Origin of the sequence: Paenibacillus polysaccharolyticus, from assembly GCF_023714295.1 — a bacterium.
GTDB lineage: Bacteria > Bacillota > Bacilli > Paenibacillales > Paenibacillaceae > Paenibacillus > Paenibacillus polysaccharolyticus_A.
In genome coordinates this window covers 278,760-296,169 of sequence record NZ_JAMAUN010000006.1, presented here as the reverse complement: position 1 = coordinate 296,169, position 17,410 = coordinate 278,760, and the positions used below count along the sequence as shown (strand labels likewise).

The following is a 17,410-nucleotide window of genomic DNA, read 5'->3' as shown; positions in this document are numbered from 1 at the left end:
CAGAATGAGATCAGTGTTACTTCTGTAGTGTGTTCCATCTGGAGTCTAAACATGAGGGGATTATGTACCAATATGTACAGGGAACGTTTGCTTGCATTTCGTTTGCGTATTTGTTATATTAATATAGTTCGAGTTTGTGCTCGTTCCTTGCTCTCAACCTGGATTGAGGGCCAGAGTCCACAAGGAGGTGAAAATTATGCGCAAATATGAAGTGATGTACATTATTCGTCCTGACGTTGAGCAAGAAGTTGTTCAAGCTACAGTCGATAAATTCCAAGGCATCATCTCCAACGGCGGTGGTGAGGTAACAGCTCACGACGTTATGGGTAAACGCCGTCTTGCGTATGAGATCAAGAAATTCCGTGATGGTGTTTATGTTCTGGTACACTTCACTGCTGAACCAGCAGTAGTTACTGAGCTTGAGCGTCTCATGAAGATTTCTGACGAAGTAATTCGTTATCTCATTACCAACGACGTTAAGTCTGCCTAAGACGACAACTCGTGATTATCGCACTAATACGCTCAGAAGGAGGGGATTACATTGTTGAACCGTGTCATTCTGATCGGCCGGTTAACCCGGGATCCTGAGTTGCGTTACACTCCAGCAGGAGTAGCCGTGACACAATTTACTTTGGCCGTAGACAGACCGTTTACAAGCCAAGGAGGAGAGCGGGAAGCAGATTTTATTCCGGTCGTAACCTGGAGACAGCTTGCCGAGACTTGTGCAAACTATTTGCGTAAAGGTCGTCTGGCTGCAGTCGAAGGACGCATTCAAGTACGGAACTACGAGAATAACGAAGGAAAGCGTGTATACGTGACCGAAGTCATTGCCGATAATGTTCGTTTCTTGGAGTCAGCTAACCGTGAAGGCGGTAGCGGCGGGGGACAACCTATGCGTGAAGAGCCTTCTTATGGAGGCGGCGGCGGACGTGCAAGCAATAACAATGCTGCGCGTAGCAACAATCAGGATCCTTTTTCCGATGACGGAAAACCGATTGATATATCGGATGATGATTTGCCATTTTAACGTGGGCCGATACTCGTTACGAGATATGGGTTACATGATAGGAAAGGACTGAAAAGCATGGGCTTCAAGCAAAGAGAAGGCGGAGACGATAAAAGACCGGCACGTCGTGGTGGTCGCAATAAACGTCGTAAAGTGTGCTTCTTCACAGCGAACAAAATTACTCACATCGATTATAAAGATACGGACTTGCTTCGTAAATTTATCAGCGAACGTGGAAAAATTTTGCCACGCCGTGTAACAGGTACTAGCGCTAAATATCAACGCATGCTGACGATTGCAATCAAACGCTCCCGTCAAATCGCATTGCTGCCATACACAACTGAGTAGTCTTTACTCAGTTTGCATACAAGAGCAGTCGGCTTATAGCCGGCTGCTTTTTTGTATTCTTAAATACTATAAATCTAAGGATAAGAATAAGGATACCATATGAAAATTTAAGAAAATGAAAACGTATAATCATGTAATTTTTGCAGAAGAGCTTTCACAGCTGAGATGAATTATAATAGAAGTTAGTTTACCTGAAATGAAGCCTTTAAAAAAGAATTAAAGCTTGATGAGTAGAAAAAGTGTAGGAGAACATATGAATCCAACATTACGTAAGCAAAGACAGAGAAGGAAGAAAAGCCTGAGAAATTGGATCATCGCAACGATTATTCTATCTATTGTGTTTGTATGGTTGCAACAAAAAGGAGACTTGGGAGGGATATGGCAAGATGAAATAATTCCTGAGCCATTACCAATTACCGGTTTGCATCCAGTTGTTGCTGAAAGTGAAGGCATATTAGTTCGTAAGGCTGCCAGGCGAGGTATAGAAATTGTGATTACGCATGGATATCGGAGTGTGGAGGAACAAGATGCGCTCTTTGCACAAGGACGTTCATCTTCTGGTAATATTGTCACCAATGCAAGAGGTGGAGAGTCTTATCATAACTATGGGCTTGCCATTGATTTTGCCTTAAGAACCCCTGATGGAGATATTGTCTGGGATATGGAACGAGATGATAATGGCAATGGTAAAGCAGATTGGATGGAGGTTGTTGATTTAGCTAAAGAGCTAGGTTTTACCTGGGGTGGGGACTGGACTAACTTTCCGGATTATCCTCATTTGCAGATGGACTTTGGTTTAAGCATTCGTGATCTGAAACGTGGTAAAAGGCCACCAATCGCACCATAAAGGTAATACTATATATGCGTAATTATGAATATTTATTAGAAAAGTCCTGCTTTTTGCAGGACTTTTTTCTTTCTTTTGTAAAATAAATGTTCAAAAGTAACAATTAACTCTTTACAGCAACAATTAAATAAAACTATACTATAATAACTAGATTTTTACGTTTATCTTACAAACCTTAAATAAATGTATATATATAAGCTTCATATGACTTCTAAGCAGAGATTCTATGAAACGACAAAATACCCCTAAATGTGACATGTAATTTACACTAACTAAGTTACTCCCAAATCATTTGCTATTAACTCTACACATTATGTCATAGACATGTTATATATAAACACAAAAAAACTTTGTACACACGCCTCATATTGTTGTAATTCCACCCGAGCACACTTAACTCTCACACTAAAATCCTGCTATAGATACCTTTTAGCCAAAACTATTACCCAAAACTGTAGCATAGAAAACATTTATTCCATAAATCCCAAAATAAAGATTGACGTTAACTTAAATTACACGTATGATTACAGTAATTATTTGTATTTATAATTCCGCTAGGAATTATCAACATTAATTGACCAATGGTTTAAATTGAAGACTATAATCTTGATTCTGTTAACGATAAGGTATTTTGTATACACTTTTGTTCAATTTAAGGAACAACATGGAAATATACAGTGGATGCACTCTTCTACTTATGAATACAGTCTGATGAAATTACAGGGTTAGGGTGATTGATTTGAATAAAGAGCTATTGGAAGTCAGAGACTTAACGACATCATTCAGAATTGAAGATAACTATTATGCAGCAGTCGATCACGTTAATCTTAAGGTTAAGAAAAATGAAGTGTTGGCTATTGTAGGAGAATCAGGTTCAGGTAAGAGTGCATTTGCATTTTCTCTGATGGGATTGCATAACAAAGCCAAAATCGAAGGTCAGATTCTCTATAAAGGGAAAGATATCGCCAACATATCCCCTAATCAATTAAACAAACTGCGCGGAAGAGAAATGGCCATGATCTTTCAGGATCCACTATCCGCACTCAATCCTCTAATGATAATAGGTGAACAGATTGAAGAGATTCTCACTCTTCATCAACCGAAGCTGTCTTCCAGAGAGAAGCGGGATAAGGTTATTCACTTATTGAACCAGGTAGGGATTCCACGTCCCGAACAAATATATAAGCAATATCCCCACGAATTATCTGGCGGCATGAGGCAACGTATTGTTATCGCGATCGCAATTGCCAATAAGCCAGAACTGCTCATTGCCGATGAACCAACAACAGCACTTGACGTGACCATTCAGTTGCAAATTCTCGAGTTGATCCGAGAGCTGAAGAATGAGATTAACGCAGGCATTATCCTTATTACGCATGACCTTGGTGTAGTGGCCGAGATGGCTGATCGTGTAGCCGTCATGTATGCAGGAGAAATTGTTGAAATAGCGGATATTGTTACATTGATGACCAATGCAAAACATCCCTATACACGTTCATTATTAAACTCGATCCCTACGATTACTGAAGAAAAATCCAAATTACATGTCATTCAAGGCATCGTACCTTCTCTCAAAAATCTTCCAAGGCAGGGGTGCAGATTCAAGGCCCGAATTCCATGGATTAGCGACTCTGCTCATGAAGATAACCCGCAGATGCATGAAATTGCGCCAGGACACTTCGTAAGGTGTACCTGCTATCAGCACTTTCATTTCCCTGATCAAGCGGAGGAGGCATAACATAATGGCATTACTTGAAGTAGAAGGACTCAAAATACACTTTCCGATTCGCGGAGGATTACTAAAACGGGAGATTGGCAGTGTCAAAGCGGTTGACGATGTCAGCTTTTCCATTGAAGAAGGACAGACCTATGGGCTTGTTGGAGAATCAGGTTCAGGCAAGACAACCACAGGTAGAGCTGTGATTGGTCTGAATCATGTGACAGGCGGCAAAATCTTATTTAATGGCAGGGATTTGACCAAAGAACGACGCAAAGATCGCCAGCTTCAGCGGGATGTACAGATGATTTTCCAGGATCCTTATTCGTCTCTTAACCCGAAAAAGCGCGTTATGGACATCATTGCTGAGCCTCTAAGAAACTATGAACGACTGACGGCAACGGAAGAGAAGAGACAGGTCGGTAGCTTATTAGAGAAGGTAGGGTTGAGTCCGGAGTCTATCTACAAGTATCCGCATGAATTCTCAGGTGGACAGCGTCAACGGATTGGAATCGCTCGTGCCATTGCACTCAAACCCAAACTGATTATCGCTGACGAACCTGTATCTGCACTGGATGTATCTGTACAAGCCCAGGTTCTCAACTTCATGCAGGAAATTCAGAAAGAACTGAATCTGACCTATTTGTTTATCAGCCACGATCTGGGCATTATTCGTCATATGTGCGACCAGATTGGAATTATGTATAAAGGTCGATATGTGGAACAAGGGACAACGGATGATATTTTTGAAAATCCCCAACATATCTATACCAAACGTCTTATCGCAGCGATTCCGGATATGGACCCAACCAAACGTGAGGAAATGATAGCTTTCCGACAGCAGATCAAATCCGAGTATGAAAATTCATACCGCAATTTCTTCGATGAGGAAGGGCTTGCTTATTCGCTCCAATCCATTTCCGATACTCACCGGGTAGCTTTACCTCAGAAAGGTTGAAGGCCATATGTGGAAAACTATTGTACGCCGAATATTTATAATGATTCCTCAAATAATTTTGCTTAGTATTCTGGTCTTCCTGATGGCCAAAGCCATGCCAGGTGACGCGTTGACGGGACTGCTTGATCCGAGTATTGATCCCAAAGCACTAGAAGAACAGCGTGAACGGCTAGGATTGAATAATCCATGGTATATACAGTATTGGGACTGGATCAGGCATGCAGCTATGGGTGATTTCGGACAATCCTTCCGTTTCAAAATGCCAGTAACAGACCTGATTGGTCAACGGATTGCCAATACATTCTGGCTTGCTCTGGCAACGCTGATTCTCACATATCTTATTGCGATCCCACTCGGTATTATCAGTGGTCGTTATAACGATACCTGGTCCGACCGTTTAATTACAGGATATACGTACCTGGGTTTTGCAGCTCCACTCTTTATTTTCGCTCTGGTTATGGTCTGGATTTTTGGTTTCCGTTTCGGCTGGTTCCCAACCGGGGGAAGTGTGGCACCGGGGCTTACACCAGGGACATTCGAATATGTCATAAGCAAGATTCACCATTTGCTTCTGCCAGCATTATCAATGGCGTTAATCTCGACTGTGTCCACGGTACAATATTTACGCAGTGAAATTATTGATATCAAGCATAAAGAATTTGTACTTACGGCGAGAGCGAAAGGTGCTTCGGAATCCCGAATCTACAACAGACATATTTTGCGAAACTCCCTGTTGCCGATTGCTGCATTTTTCGGGTATGAGATTACGGGGCTAATTGGCGGGACCATCTTCATAGAAAGTATATTCAGCTACCCGGGTATGGGACAGTTGTTCCTGAATTCCATCTCGTTACGAGATTTCAGTGTAGTCACAGCACTCGTACTATTATATGGGATTGCTACGATTCTAGGCTCACTGCTGTCTGATATTATTCTGGGATTGGTCGATCCGCGTATTCGCATTAAGTAAGAACTTGAAGATTTCGGGGTGAAAACAGATGAGCAAGACCAATGATGTTATTGTAACTTCACAGAAGGTTGATAAAAGCCCTTCCGGCTTAAGCATCGTGTGGCGAGAGTTGGTCAGGGACAAAGTAGCCCTCGTTTCGCTCATATTCCTGGGGCTTGTCATCCTTCTTGTATATGGAACTTCCATGATCCTGAATCAGGACGATATTGTTAAAGTTGATTTGTTTGCTCTGTATGAGCCGCCTTCCGCGCAATACTGGCTGGGGACAGACTATGGCGGCCGAGATGTATTTGGTCAGCTTGTTATTGGGACAAGGAACTCTCTAACCATCGGTATTCTGGTAACCTTAATGACTGGATTCATTGGCATTCTGGTTGGTGTTCTTTCGGGATACTTTGGCGGAATGATTGATAATATGTTCATGCGTGTGGTGGACTTTTTCATGATCTTGCCATTCTTGATGATGGTCATCGCCTTTGTAACAGCTGTACCCAAATATAACATTGTTTCATTCTCTCTCATTATGACCGCCTTCCTATGGATGGGAATTGCCAGATTGATTCGATCCAAGGCACTTCAGGAGGGTGAACTCGAGTATATCAAAGCATCCAAAACACTTGGATCTTCTCATTTTAAAATTATTGTATCGCAGCTTCTTCCCAACCTGAGTTCAATTATCATTGTTACGATGACACTGAACCTGGCAGCTAATATTGGTCTTGAATCTGGGTTGTCTTTCCTAGGATTTGGTTTCCCAGAAAGCACACCAAGTCTTGGGACACTCGTAAGTTATGCACGTAATCCGCAAACCTTGGAATACAGATGGTGGATATGGCTACCTGCATCACTGCTGATCCTGGTATTGATGTTGAGTATAAATAATGTCGGACAAGCCTTGAAACGTGCGACGGATGCAAGACAAAGAAGAGGTTAAAAAAAGGGAGGAAAGGTTCATGAAAAAGGGATTATTTTCACGAGGACTATTTTTCACGATGATGCTGGTCTTTGTATTGGCGCTTGCGGCGTGCTCCGAGAAAGAAGCAGCTACTCCTGCACCAGGAGCCAAAACGGAAGAAGGGAAAACGGAAGAAAAACCTGCTAAAGAAGAAGGGGTTTACTCCATTGAAGACTTCAGTAATGTTAAAAAGAATGAAGGTACAGCTATTGAAGGTGGATCGCTTACCTTTGGTCTCGTATCTGATACTGCTTTTGAAGGTACATTAAACTTTAACTTCTATTCCGGTAATCCGGATGCGCAAGTTTTGCAATGGTTTGACGAAGGTTTGCTGACTTGGGATAAAGACTATGTTTACACTAATGATGGTGCTGCAACATACGAAACATCCGAAGATGGCAAAACGTTTACGCTCACGATTCGTGACAATGTAAACTGGCATGATGGCAAGCCGGTAACGGCTGAAGATTTGCAATTTGCTTATGAAGTTATCGGTGGCAAAGGCTATGATGGCCCGCGTTATGATTCCAACTTCACAAGTGTTGTGGGTATGGAAGAATACCATGCTGGAAAAGCAAAAACAATCTCTGGTATTAAAGTGCTGAGTGACAAAAAAATCAGCATTACGTATAAAGAAGCAACACCGTCCCTGTTGACAGGCGGCGTGTGGACATATCCATTAGCGAAACATATTTTTGGTAACATGGATATTGCGAAAATGTCTTCTTCTAAAGAAGTACGCGAGAAGCCAATTGGTTTTGGTCCGTTTAAAGTAGAAACGATCACACCAGGTGAGTCTGTAACGTTTGTTAAAAACGATGACTACTGGCGTGGAACTCCAAAACTGGACAAAGTAACATTGAAAGTAATCAACCCGACAACGGTTGTTCAAGAGCTGAAATCTGGCGGTGTAGATCTGGTAGATTCCTTCCCGACAGATCAGTATAAAGATAATGCGAATCTCTCCAACGTTGAATTCCTAGGTGCAATCGACCGTGCGTATACGTACATCGGTTTCAAACTGGGAACATGGGATGCCGAAAACAATAAAGTTAAATCCAATCCTGACGCAAAAATGGGAGATAAAAACTTGCGTAAAGCGATGTGGATGGCTGTAGATAATGACCAGGTAGGTAAACGTTTCTACAATGGTCTTCGCTGGAATGCAACAACGCTGATTCCGCCTTCTCACCCTGAATTTCATGATTCCAACAATCCGGGTGTGAAATATGATCCGGAAGCTGCAAAGAAATTGCTTGACGAAGCTGGCTATAAAATGGACGGAGAATTCCGTACGAAGCCAGATGGTTCACCACTTGAAATCAATTTTATTTCTATGACAGGTGGCGACACAGCTGAGCCACTCGCACGTTACTATGTTCAATCTTGGGCAGCAATCGGTCTGAAAGTAAACTTGGAAATGATCGAGTTTAACAACTTCTACGACCGTGTGGGTAACACAGGTAAAGATGATCCAAATGTCGATGTGTATCAAGCAGCTTGGGGCGTTGGTATTGACGTAGACCCATCAGGTCTGTATGGACGTGATGCACTCTATAACTTCCCTCGTTTCTCCAGTGAAGAGAACGACAAATTGCTGGCACGTGGTATCTCTGCCGAAGCATTTGACGTAGAAAAACGTAAAGAGATCTACAATGAGTGGCAACAATACATGGTAGATGAAGTTCCAGTATTCCCAACATTGTATCGTGCTGTGGTATCACCAGTTAACAAACGTGTAATGAACTATGCGATCGGTGATGGAACTGGCGTATACTTGAGCGATCTGGCTGTAAATGCAGACAAACCAGTTGTTGCTCAGTAATCAATAATAAACATGGATTCCAACACTCTGGCATGGGGTGTATGGAGTCCATGTTTTTTTTGTAACCAAAAAATAAAAAAAATTTAATTTTTTCTCAAAAAAATGCAGACAAAACGCCTCTTTGCTACGTCTATATAGGTAAGAGGTGATGAATCGATGAAAATATGGTGGAAACGCGCAGGAATGTTATTCACTTTACTAGTTATTATATATTTGGGCGTAAAACCGGACATGCTGGTTGGTAAACCAGGCATCAAAGCAGAGTCGGCTGTTTTGATGGATATGAATTCGGAACAGGTACTGATGGATTACAATGGTTCGGAAGAGATTGCCCCTGCAGGTGTCAGCAAGTTAATGACCGAGCTGCTTGTAATGGAGGCTGCAATAAGAGGAGATATTCGTTGGGATGATCCTGTTAATATCAGCCGTTATGCCAGTTCTGTTGGCGGGAATCAGCTTGCACTCAAGCAGGGAGATCGATTCACTGTTCAGGAACTATTCCAGGTGGTGGCGGTATACTCTGCTAATGATGCTACCGTTGCTTTGGCCGAACATATTAGCGGTTCAGAGCACCAATTTGTACAGAGGATGAATCAGAAGGCTGCCGAGATCGGTTTGTCAGGGGACACACACTTCACCAACTCCACAGGTTTAGGCGAAACTATGCTTGGTCCTTACCGTCCACAGGATATCCACGGTCAAACGTTAATGACTGCAATGGATGCCTGCAAGCTTGCCCGATACTTACTTAACCATCATCCCGAAATCCTTAAAGTTTCCAATCAAATGCAAGTTTCCTTGCACCAAAAGGGGATTTATATGAGCAATACAAACTGGATGTTATCTTCGATCGGTGGTCCTTATGCTTATGAAGGTAATGATGGATTAAAGACGGGATATGATGAGGATACAGGATATCATTTCGTTGGAACGGCTGAGCGGGATGGCAAACGGCTAATTTCGGTTATATTTGGATCGGAAACGAGAGAAGGCCGGTTTGTTGAAACACGCAAGTTGTTGAATTACGGATTTTCGAACACAAAGGTAAATTAAACATACCTCCGTGTCAAGGAGAGTTGCCGCTGTTGTTATATGGATAATTATAGTAGAATAGGATGCGTATAGTTCCATATTATCCTGCCATTCACTTATAAGGAGGAAAACATTTGAACTCGATTAGCAAAAAAGTGCATGTACTCACGCTGTCTATAGCCATGTCGATTGCCTTGATTCAACCTGCTGTACAGGCGGCCGAAGCAGTCAAGCCTACCGCAGCTGTATCGGAATCGATCGTTTCCAAGGCAACACAGACACTGCAACAACTGGGATACATAGATGGCACCACAGATGGAATGAGAGAAACAGCAACACCTATTACACGTGCTGAAGCTGCGATTATTTTACAGCGGGTGCTTGAACTGAAAGCTCCGGCAACCCTTACAGGCTTTGCAGACGTTCTGCCCGATCATGCAGCAGCACCAGCCATTTATGCACTGAAACAAGGTGATCTCATTCAAGGTAATATCAGAGGGTATGCGCCAGATGCTCCGCTCACACGTGCTCAGATGGCTTCGTTGTTTACACGAGCTTTTGAACTGAAGGATAACGGGATCCAGGTGGTCTACAGTGATACTGACCAAATTCCAGCTGTACATGTGAATGACGCTGTCCGAATTAAACAACATTTTATTATCGAAGGTAATGCATTTCATGCAAAACAAGCAGTAACACATGGGGAATTTGCGAGTGCTCTGTACCTTGCCCTAGGACTTGATGTGAAGAAAGCAGGGGTTACACCGCTTGAGGACTTCTTCAAACAGCCTGCTCAGGCAGGTTTCCAAATGTCACCAGATGGCAAACATCTGGCTTACATGGAGCCGTGGAACAATCGGATGAACATCGTGGTTACGACAAATGGTCAAGATAAGCCTGTACGTATTACAAGTGAAACAGATCGCAGTATTGCTAGTTTTGCATGGGCAACGAATGACAAACTGCTGTATGCGAAAGATGCAGCCGGAGATGAGAACTATCACCTGTATGTTACAGATATTGATGGCAAAAATAGCAAAGATCTGACGCCTTATCCAAACACAAGAGCGATGCTTGTTGATCCTCTGGAGAATATTCCAGATGAAATTCTGGTGAGCATGAACAAGCGTGACCCGAGAGTTTTTGACGTTTACCGTATCAATATCAAGACAGGAGAGGCGGTTATTGCCGCGGAGAATCCGGGTAACATTACTGGCTGGATGACAGACCATGAAGGAAAAATTCGTGTGGCCATATCCAGTGATGGCAATGTATCTTCCTTGTTGTACCGTGATGCGGAAGATCAGCCGTTTCAGCCGCTGCTTACCACAGATCTAGGAGATACGTTTGTTCCTGTCATGTTCACAAGCGACAACAAAAACCTGTACGCAGTATCCAATCTGGAGCAAGACAAGATGGCTGTCGTGGAATATAGCCTGGCAACAAAGAAGGTAACCAGAACTCTTTTTGAAAACAAAGATGTGGATGTCAGCAATGTTATTCCTTCCAAAGAAAAAGGCAAGATCCTTGCAGCAGTCTATGAGACAGACAAGGTCAACTATGAGTATTTTGACAACGAGTTCAAGACACTCATGCAGGATATCAAAGCCAAGGTGCCTGGCAAAGAGGTTGGTATTATAAGCACAAGTGATGATGGGCAGGCACTCTTTATATCATACAGTGACAAATCGATGGGCACATATTATTTCTATAATTCCAAAACAGGCAAGCTCGATAAGCTGGCGGATACGGCTCCATGGATTGATGAGACCAAAATGGCAGATATGAAACCAATTATGTTCAAGTCTCGGGATGGCCTGGACCTTCATGGATATCTGACACTGCCACAAGGTGCGACGGCATCGAATCTTCCTTTAGTTGTTCTTCCGCATGGTGGACCGTGGTCACGTGATTCATGGGGATATATTCCGGATGTTCAGTTTCTGGCAAGTCGTGGATATGCAGTCCTCCAGGTTAACTTTCGCGGGTCAACAGGTTATGGTAAGAAGTTTCTAGAGGCAGGAAACAAACAGTGGGGTAAAGCCATGCAGGATGATCTCACGGATGGTGTAAACTGGCTGGTGAAAGAAGGTACAGTTGATCCGAAGCGAGTCGCTATTTATGGAGGATCTTACGGAGGTTATGCAGCCCTCGCTGGCTTGGCCTTCACCCCGGATGTATATGCTGCTGGGGTTAGCTATGTGGGTCCATCCAACATCTTTACGCTGCTTAACTCGCTGCCGCCATATTGGGAATCAGGGCGCAATCTGTTTTATGAGCGTGTCGGTGATCCTGTGAAGGACAAAGAGCTGCTTACTGCGATCTCACCGCTCTTCCATGTGGATCAAATGAAAGCACCGCTACTTGTTGTTCAGGGGGCCAATGATCCACGTGTCAAACAGGCAGAGTCTGATCAAATTGTAGAAGCACTGCGCAAACGCGGAGTCGATGTGCCGTATATGTTGAAAATGAACGAAGGGCACGGCTACGCCAATGTAGAGAATCAACTGGATCTGTACCGTGCTATAGAAAAGTTCCTGAACCGTCATCTGATGCAATAGTTATGAGCTGAGGTTGTACTTTGATTCCTATACGGAATTCGGGTACAACCTCTTTTTTTGAGGTTCATGAGATAGAGAAATGCATCATTGAAATGGATAGCTAATGCTACTTTTTGGTATCTGAATATATTCATCAATTGACATATAGACTCGCTTTATTTTAAAATGACCAGTGAGTCATTATTATTCATACAGGTTTATATAGATCGTATTAGGAGTTGTTACGAGAACGTACAAAATCAGATGAAGGGGGAATCCGGGATGCAAAAAGAAATGAAATGGCCATTGATCCTTTTCGCTGTGGGTGTATTTATGGCTGCACTGGATAACGGAATTATTACATCGTCGCTCACTACATTGAATGCCTCGTTTGGTGTGTCGCCAACGTGGGGGGCTTGGACGATTACGTTATACACGCTTGGGCTTGCAATCAGTGTACCAATCGCGGGCAAGCTGTCCGATCGATTTGGACGAAAAAAGCTATTTCTGATTGAGGTTGCTTTGTTCGGAACCGGATCGCTCCTTGTCGCTTTAAGTACTTCGTTTACCTTTTTCCTGATCGCCCGGGTCATTCAAGCGCTTGGTGGGGGCGGGATATTTATCATTGCAAGTTCTTATGTTCTCAGCAAATTTCCTGCTCAAAGGCAGGGTACAGCGCTGGGTCTTTTGGGAGGTATGAACGGCATTGCGGCTATTCTTGGCCCTAACATTGGCGCATTCATCCTTGATATTACGGGGAACTGGCATTGGTTATTTCTCATCAACGTACCGATTGCAATCCTGCTGTTCGTTGCCGGAATTCGTTATATCCAGGAAGAACAGGAGTTAAGCCAAGCAGCTGTCGATTGGAGCGGCATAGCCGTTTTAACTTTAGGCGTACTGAGTCTGATGTATAGCTTCAGCAATCTCGACGGTGTGAATATGCTTCAAAGCTTGGCCTCACCTATGTTTTATAGCTTCTTTTTAGTGGGTGTAGCTGTGCTGGTCATCTTTTATTTTATGGAAAAAAGGCTGGAAGGGTCGGACCGCGAACCGGTCGTTTCCACTAAACTGCTTGGCATCGCGTCCTTCCGTTGGACGTTGCTCATTGCTTTTTCCTCAGGAGCCATTCTGGCCTCCGTTATCTTCATTCCTGGCTTTGTAGAGCAATATCTAGGCGTATCAAGCACCGCTTCGGGCTACTGGTTTACACCGCTCGCTCTGGCCTCCGGGATTGGAGCAGGAGGAGGAGGGTACCTCGTTGACCGCAAAGGGCCAATCTGGACATTGTCGGTAGCTGGCTTGCTCTCTGCCATTGGTTTCCTGTTATTCCCGCTGTGGGTAGAGCAGATTTGGCAGTTTGTTATCGCGAGTACCCTTGTCGGCATTGGTTTTGGTATGATGCTGGGTGCGCCAGTCAACGTTCTGGTGACGGAACAGGCAGGTGAGAACAATAAAGGTATTGCGGTAGCAACGAGTTCCTTGTTCCGCCAAATGGCAATGGCGATTGCACCGACGATCTTCGCCGGATTCCTGGCACGTTCCTTTTCTAACCTGGGCTCGAACATCCAGTCAGGTCTGGCGGATCGAGGAATCGAAGTACCACCAGCCGCACTGGAGCAATATGCTTCTGGTGGAGCATCCGGTAATGATGTCTCCAGTCTCATGACGGGGTTATCCAAGATTCCGGATGCTGACATACGGGAAACGTTGCTCCAGGCTGTACATCAAACGACAGGCCAGGGTTACAATGGACTTTTCTGGTCAGCAGTTATTTTTAGCGTGTTAACCTTGATTGTGGCCCTTATAACGGGGCGTCTTCGTCAAAGTGAGAAACAGAAGCAGAAACCAGATGGATCGTTGGGATCCACATAATATGTAGAGAGTAAAATGAGAAGATATAGAGGAGCAGTGAACCTTTTGTAACCGAAAAAGGGTTCGCTGTTCTTTTCAATTTAACCCGATTGTAACTTTTCATGATGCAGGAATGATTACAATAGAACGAGCATCAGCGGTACTCCGGCTCAAAGAGAAATAAAAGTTTGGAGAACTGCGTGTCATCAGACGTTGCTCACGTTTAATGGGTATTAATGAATTTCAATTTCGAGAGTGAAGAAGGAATCGACGGATGAAAAGCAGAACTAAAGAAAAGAAGAAAAAAAGTCGCAAAGGCCTCTATATAACACTTATATCCCTCGTCGTTTTAATCATTGGCGGTTATGTTTTCCGTCAGCAGCTCGCTGTGGCTGCATTTGACCTGTTTCTGGCGGATACCGTAGAAGCACAGCTAACGCATTCTTACGTGCCGCAGGAAGGCAATAAAACGCCTGATCCGACCGTATATCGTAAGGAACCATTTTCCGTGTTGCTCCTGGGTTCCGATAAACGAGACTATGAGAAGTCACGTGGACGTTCGGATGCCGTTATCTATGCTGTGGTTCGTCCGAAGGAATCGCGGGTATTGCTGGTATCTATTCCGCGGGACACTTATGTGCAGATCGTAGGAAGAGACGCGGACAAAGACGGGACAGATGATTATGACAAAATTGCGCATGCTTACGCCTTCGGCGGGGAGAATATGTCCATCAGTACGGTGGAAAAGTTTCTTGATGCGGACGTAGGTTATTACGCAACGATTAACTTTCAGGGGATCAAAAAGGTGGTTGACGCCCTCGGGGGCATATCACTACCGATTGATAAGGATATCGTGAACAAAGATCCAAATCATGAAAAGTTCACGATTAAAGGCGGTAAACCGATCTATGACGGGCAGGAAGCACTCTATTACGTGAGATATCGGGAAGACAGTGACTTTAACCGCACGAACCGGCAACAAATTTTCCTGAATGCTTTTGCAAACAAGATGTTGAACCTGAATCAAATTGCAAAGATCCCTGAGCTATTCCAGATCATGGGTGATAATTTTCAGACTGACATGCAGCCAAACTTTATCATTGATCTGGCAAAACAAGTGCTGACACAGGAGAAACCACAGGTTTCCAGCTTTACGATTTTGAGCGAAGGTATGCGTAAGAATGGCATCTATTATGGCCGTGCCGATGAGAAAGATGTCCAATATGCCAAAGAGCTGATTAAAAACTGGATGGATCAATCGACCCCAGCCGGTGAAGTCATGATCCCTGACCGGCAGAAGATTGAATAGTTAACTCCATACAGATGGTTTGTCTTACACAACAATCAGCAGTACGTTTAATGAGCGGGCTGCTGTTTTTTTCTTTGTGTGAGACTTTTCATCTTGTAAGATCTTCATCCTTTTGGAACATCCTTCGTTCTATAACGTATAATATAAGTTGAGCGATCTAGTTGAACGAGAAATACACAAGGAGGATATATGAGGGTATGAACATCGCATTTTTTTTGCTACCCAAACAAGAGGTTACATGTGTGACGTCGGACTCTACACTGCGGCAAACGCTGGAACGGATGGAATATCATCGGTTTACAGCAGTGCCTATTTTGAATAAGGAAGGTAAATACATTGGTACGGTTACGGAAGGCGATCTGTTGTGGTATATGAAAAATGCGGAAGGAAAGATATCGTTTGAAAACGCTTCAAAATTTCTTCTCAAGGACGTTCCACTAAGACTCGATATCAAGCCGGTATCCATCGATGCCAATATGGAGGATTTAATTAACCTAGCCAAGGTACAGAATTTTGTTCCCGTCGTAGATGATATGGAACGTTTTATCGGGATTGTAAGACGTAGTCAGATCATTGAATACTGCGAAGGAATTGTTGCCAAGGAGTCCATGAAGGCTAAATAGATGAAGTCTTTTCAGAATGATGATGCTGACAGGGATAATCACAGCGATTATTACGAATATATATGAATAAGACATACGGGGCTCGGGATCACACCTGACATGGGGTTTCGGAGACTTTCTTCGTTTTTGGGGGTAATTTTGCAGGCCCCTTTTTTATGCTATAATCGAGAATAAAGCTTTTTCGGGGGAGAGTGACTTTCGTCAAATGCCTAAAGAACTGGATGTAGCCAAGCGGGCTAAAGTGATTGAATGGCTGAAAACCGAAGTACTTGATCAGGTATCCCGATTATTCAAAGCATTGTGGGAAGGCAGCACGATTCGAATCGGAGATAGTCTTGCCAGTTTAATGATGAGCAGTTACATATTGGGCCGCCGGCTCGGTATTCCGTTTAAGGACCTCGATGCTCTGCTTGTAGAGAAGTTGAAAAAGCATAAACAGGAGGGTCACCAGCTTGAAGACTGGTACCAGGATATTTCCGCGCTAGAAGATCATATGCGTAAGAGGTGAATTTGTTGAAATTTAGCTTTAAATCAGCTGTCTGGAGTGCAGTGCTTTTACTTTTGCTGCTTTCACTATTAACTCCTTTATCGGTGCTCTCTATATTTTTTATGATGATTCCGGGAGTCATTTTGTATGCCTCACTATCTGTAAAATCCTTTATTTTGCATCTTGTGCCGGTTGCTATTATTTTGGTCATGGTCCATCCGATTTATCTGTTGTTCATGGTGATCTTAATTTTGCCGGCCATCGCTATGGGTCATGCCTATAAAAATCAAAAATCGGCGTTATTTGCTTTAATGACAGGTGCCGGAACAATGCTTGCGGAATACCTTTTGTTACTTTTGGTGGGCAGTCTCATTTTCCAATTTGATCTGTCCAGTTATATCCGGGATGTGGTGCAATTAACGATTGAACCGCTTACGAATTCTTCGAATCAGATGATCAATGGCTTCGTTTGGACGCCTGAAATGACCGAAGATGTTGCTAAACAAACGCAGTTAATGATTCCTTTTGCATTGGTCGTTACGTCGATGGTCATGGCATTCATTACACATATCATTGCTCGTCCGATTCTGAGTGTCATGGGCTTGAACGTATCCAAACTACCACCTGCAAGAGAATGGCGTATGCCACGTGCATTGATCTGGTATTATTTCCTCGCATTGATTATTGAGGTAGTATCCAGACAAAATGACGGATCGTATTGGAAGATGATTGCAATGAACTTGTCGCCATTAATTAACCTTGGTTTCATGATTCAGGCCATCGGTTTCTTCTTCTTCCTCTCACATACCAGAAGATGGAATCCGGTTATTCCGTTTTTATTGGGTGCGGCAGTGTTCTTCATTGGTCCGCTCCGCATTGTCGGAATTATCGACCTGGCGTTCCCGATCCGTGAGGCAATATCGAAATCAAAACGATAGG

Annotated in this window: 16 protein-coding genes; all 16 read left to right on the top strand. The window is 43.5% G+C overall.

Annotation, left to right across the window (positions count from 1 at the left end):
- The first annotated feature begins 196 nt into the window (after positions 1–196).
- Positions 197–490 carry a 30S ribosomal protein S6 gene (gene rpsF / locus M3629_RS16825; RefSeq protein WP_024629534.1) on the top strand — a complete coding sequence of 98 codons (294 nt, stop codon included), beginning with the start codon at positions 197–199 and terminating at the stop codon, positions 488–490.
- Between the two features lie 51 nt (positions 491–541).
- Positions 542–1,027, top strand: coding sequence for a single-stranded DNA-binding protein (gene ssb / locus M3629_RS16820; RefSeq protein WP_251508550.1), 486 nt, complete (start codon positions 542–544; stop codon positions 1,025–1,027).
- A 57-nt stretch (positions 1,028–1,084) separates the two neighbouring features.
- Positions 1,085–1,354: a 30S ribosomal protein S18 gene (gene rpsR, locus M3629_RS16815; RefSeq protein WP_090923587.1), complete on the top strand. Its 270-nt coding sequence runs from the start codon at positions 1,085–1,087 to the stop codon at positions 1,352–1,354.
- 253 nt (positions 1,355–1,607) lie between these two features.
- Positions 1,608–2,201 (top strand): M15 family metallopeptidase, encoded by a 594-nt coding sequence (locus tag M3629_RS16810; protein ID WP_251508548.1) that lies wholly within the window; start codon positions 1,608–1,610, stop codon positions 2,199–2,201.
- A 739-nt stretch (positions 2,202–2,940) separates the two neighbouring features.
- Positions 2,941–3,939, top strand: a complete 999-nt coding sequence (locus tag M3629_RS16805) for an ABC transporter ATP-binding protein (RefSeq protein ID WP_090923585.1) — start codon at positions 2,941–2,943, stop codon at positions 3,937–3,939.
- 4 nt (positions 3,940–3,943) lie between these two features.
- Entirely contained in the window at positions 3,944–4,876 is a 933-nt protein-coding gene (locus tag M3629_RS16800; RefSeq protein ID WP_145335003.1) for an ABC transporter ATP-binding protein, read from the top strand.
- Between the two features lie 7 nt (positions 4,877–4,883).
- Positions 4,884–5,846 (top strand): oligopeptide ABC transporter permease, encoded by a 963-nt coding sequence (opp4B, locus tag M3629_RS16795; RefSeq protein WP_251508546.1) that lies wholly within the window; start codon positions 4,884–4,886, stop codon positions 5,844–5,846.
- Between the two features lie 28 nt (positions 5,847–5,874).
- Entirely contained in the window at positions 5,875–6,780 is a 906-nt protein-coding gene (locus M3629_RS16790; RefSeq protein WP_123067009.1) for an ABC transporter permease, read from the top strand.
- Positions 6,781–6,799: 19 nt separating this feature from the next.
- Positions 6,800–8,626: an oligopeptide ABC transporter substrate-binding protein gene (locus tag M3629_RS16785; RefSeq protein WP_251508544.1), complete on the top strand. Its 1,827-nt coding sequence runs from the start codon at positions 6,800–6,802 to the stop codon at positions 8,624–8,626.
- Positions 8,627–8,782: 156 nt separating this feature from the next.
- Complete coding sequence (locus M3629_RS16780) at positions 8,783–9,679, top strand: D-alanyl-D-alanine carboxypeptidase family protein (RefSeq protein WP_251508542.1); 897 nt, start codon at positions 8,783–8,785, stop codon at positions 9,677–9,679.
- Positions 9,680–9,792: 113 nt separating this feature from the next.
- On the top strand, positions 9,793–12,219 hold the full coding sequence (locus M3629_RS16775; protein WP_251508540.1) for a S9 family peptidase: 2,427 nt from the start codon (positions 9,793–9,795) through the stop codon (positions 12,217–12,219).
- A gap of 261 nt (positions 12,220–12,480) precedes the next feature.
- Positions 12,481–14,073, top strand: coding sequence for an MFS transporter (locus M3629_RS16770; protein WP_251508537.1), 1,593 nt, complete (start codon positions 12,481–12,483; stop codon positions 14,071–14,073).
- Positions 14,074–14,326: 253 nt separating this feature from the next.
- On the top strand, positions 14,327–15,361 hold the full coding sequence (locus tag M3629_RS16765) for an LCP family protein (RefSeq protein WP_251508535.1): 1,035 nt from the start codon (positions 14,327–14,329) through the stop codon (positions 15,359–15,361).
- Positions 15,362–15,558: 197 nt separating this feature from the next.
- Positions 15,559–15,984 (top strand): CBS domain-containing protein, encoded by a 426-nt coding sequence (locus M3629_RS16760; RefSeq protein ID WP_090923576.1) that lies wholly within the window; start codon positions 15,559–15,561, stop codon positions 15,982–15,984.
- Positions 15,985–16,189: 205 nt separating this feature from the next.
- Positions 16,190–16,492 (top strand): MazG-like family protein, encoded by a 303-nt coding sequence (locus M3629_RS16755; protein WP_090923575.1) that lies wholly within the window; start codon positions 16,190–16,192, stop codon positions 16,490–16,492.
- 5 nt (positions 16,493–16,497) lie between these two features.
- Complete coding sequence (locus M3629_RS16750) at positions 16,498–17,409, top strand: DUF2232 domain-containing protein (RefSeq protein ID WP_251508533.1); 912 nt, start codon at positions 16,498–16,500, stop codon at positions 17,407–17,409.
- Position 17,410: the final 1 nt, after the last annotated feature.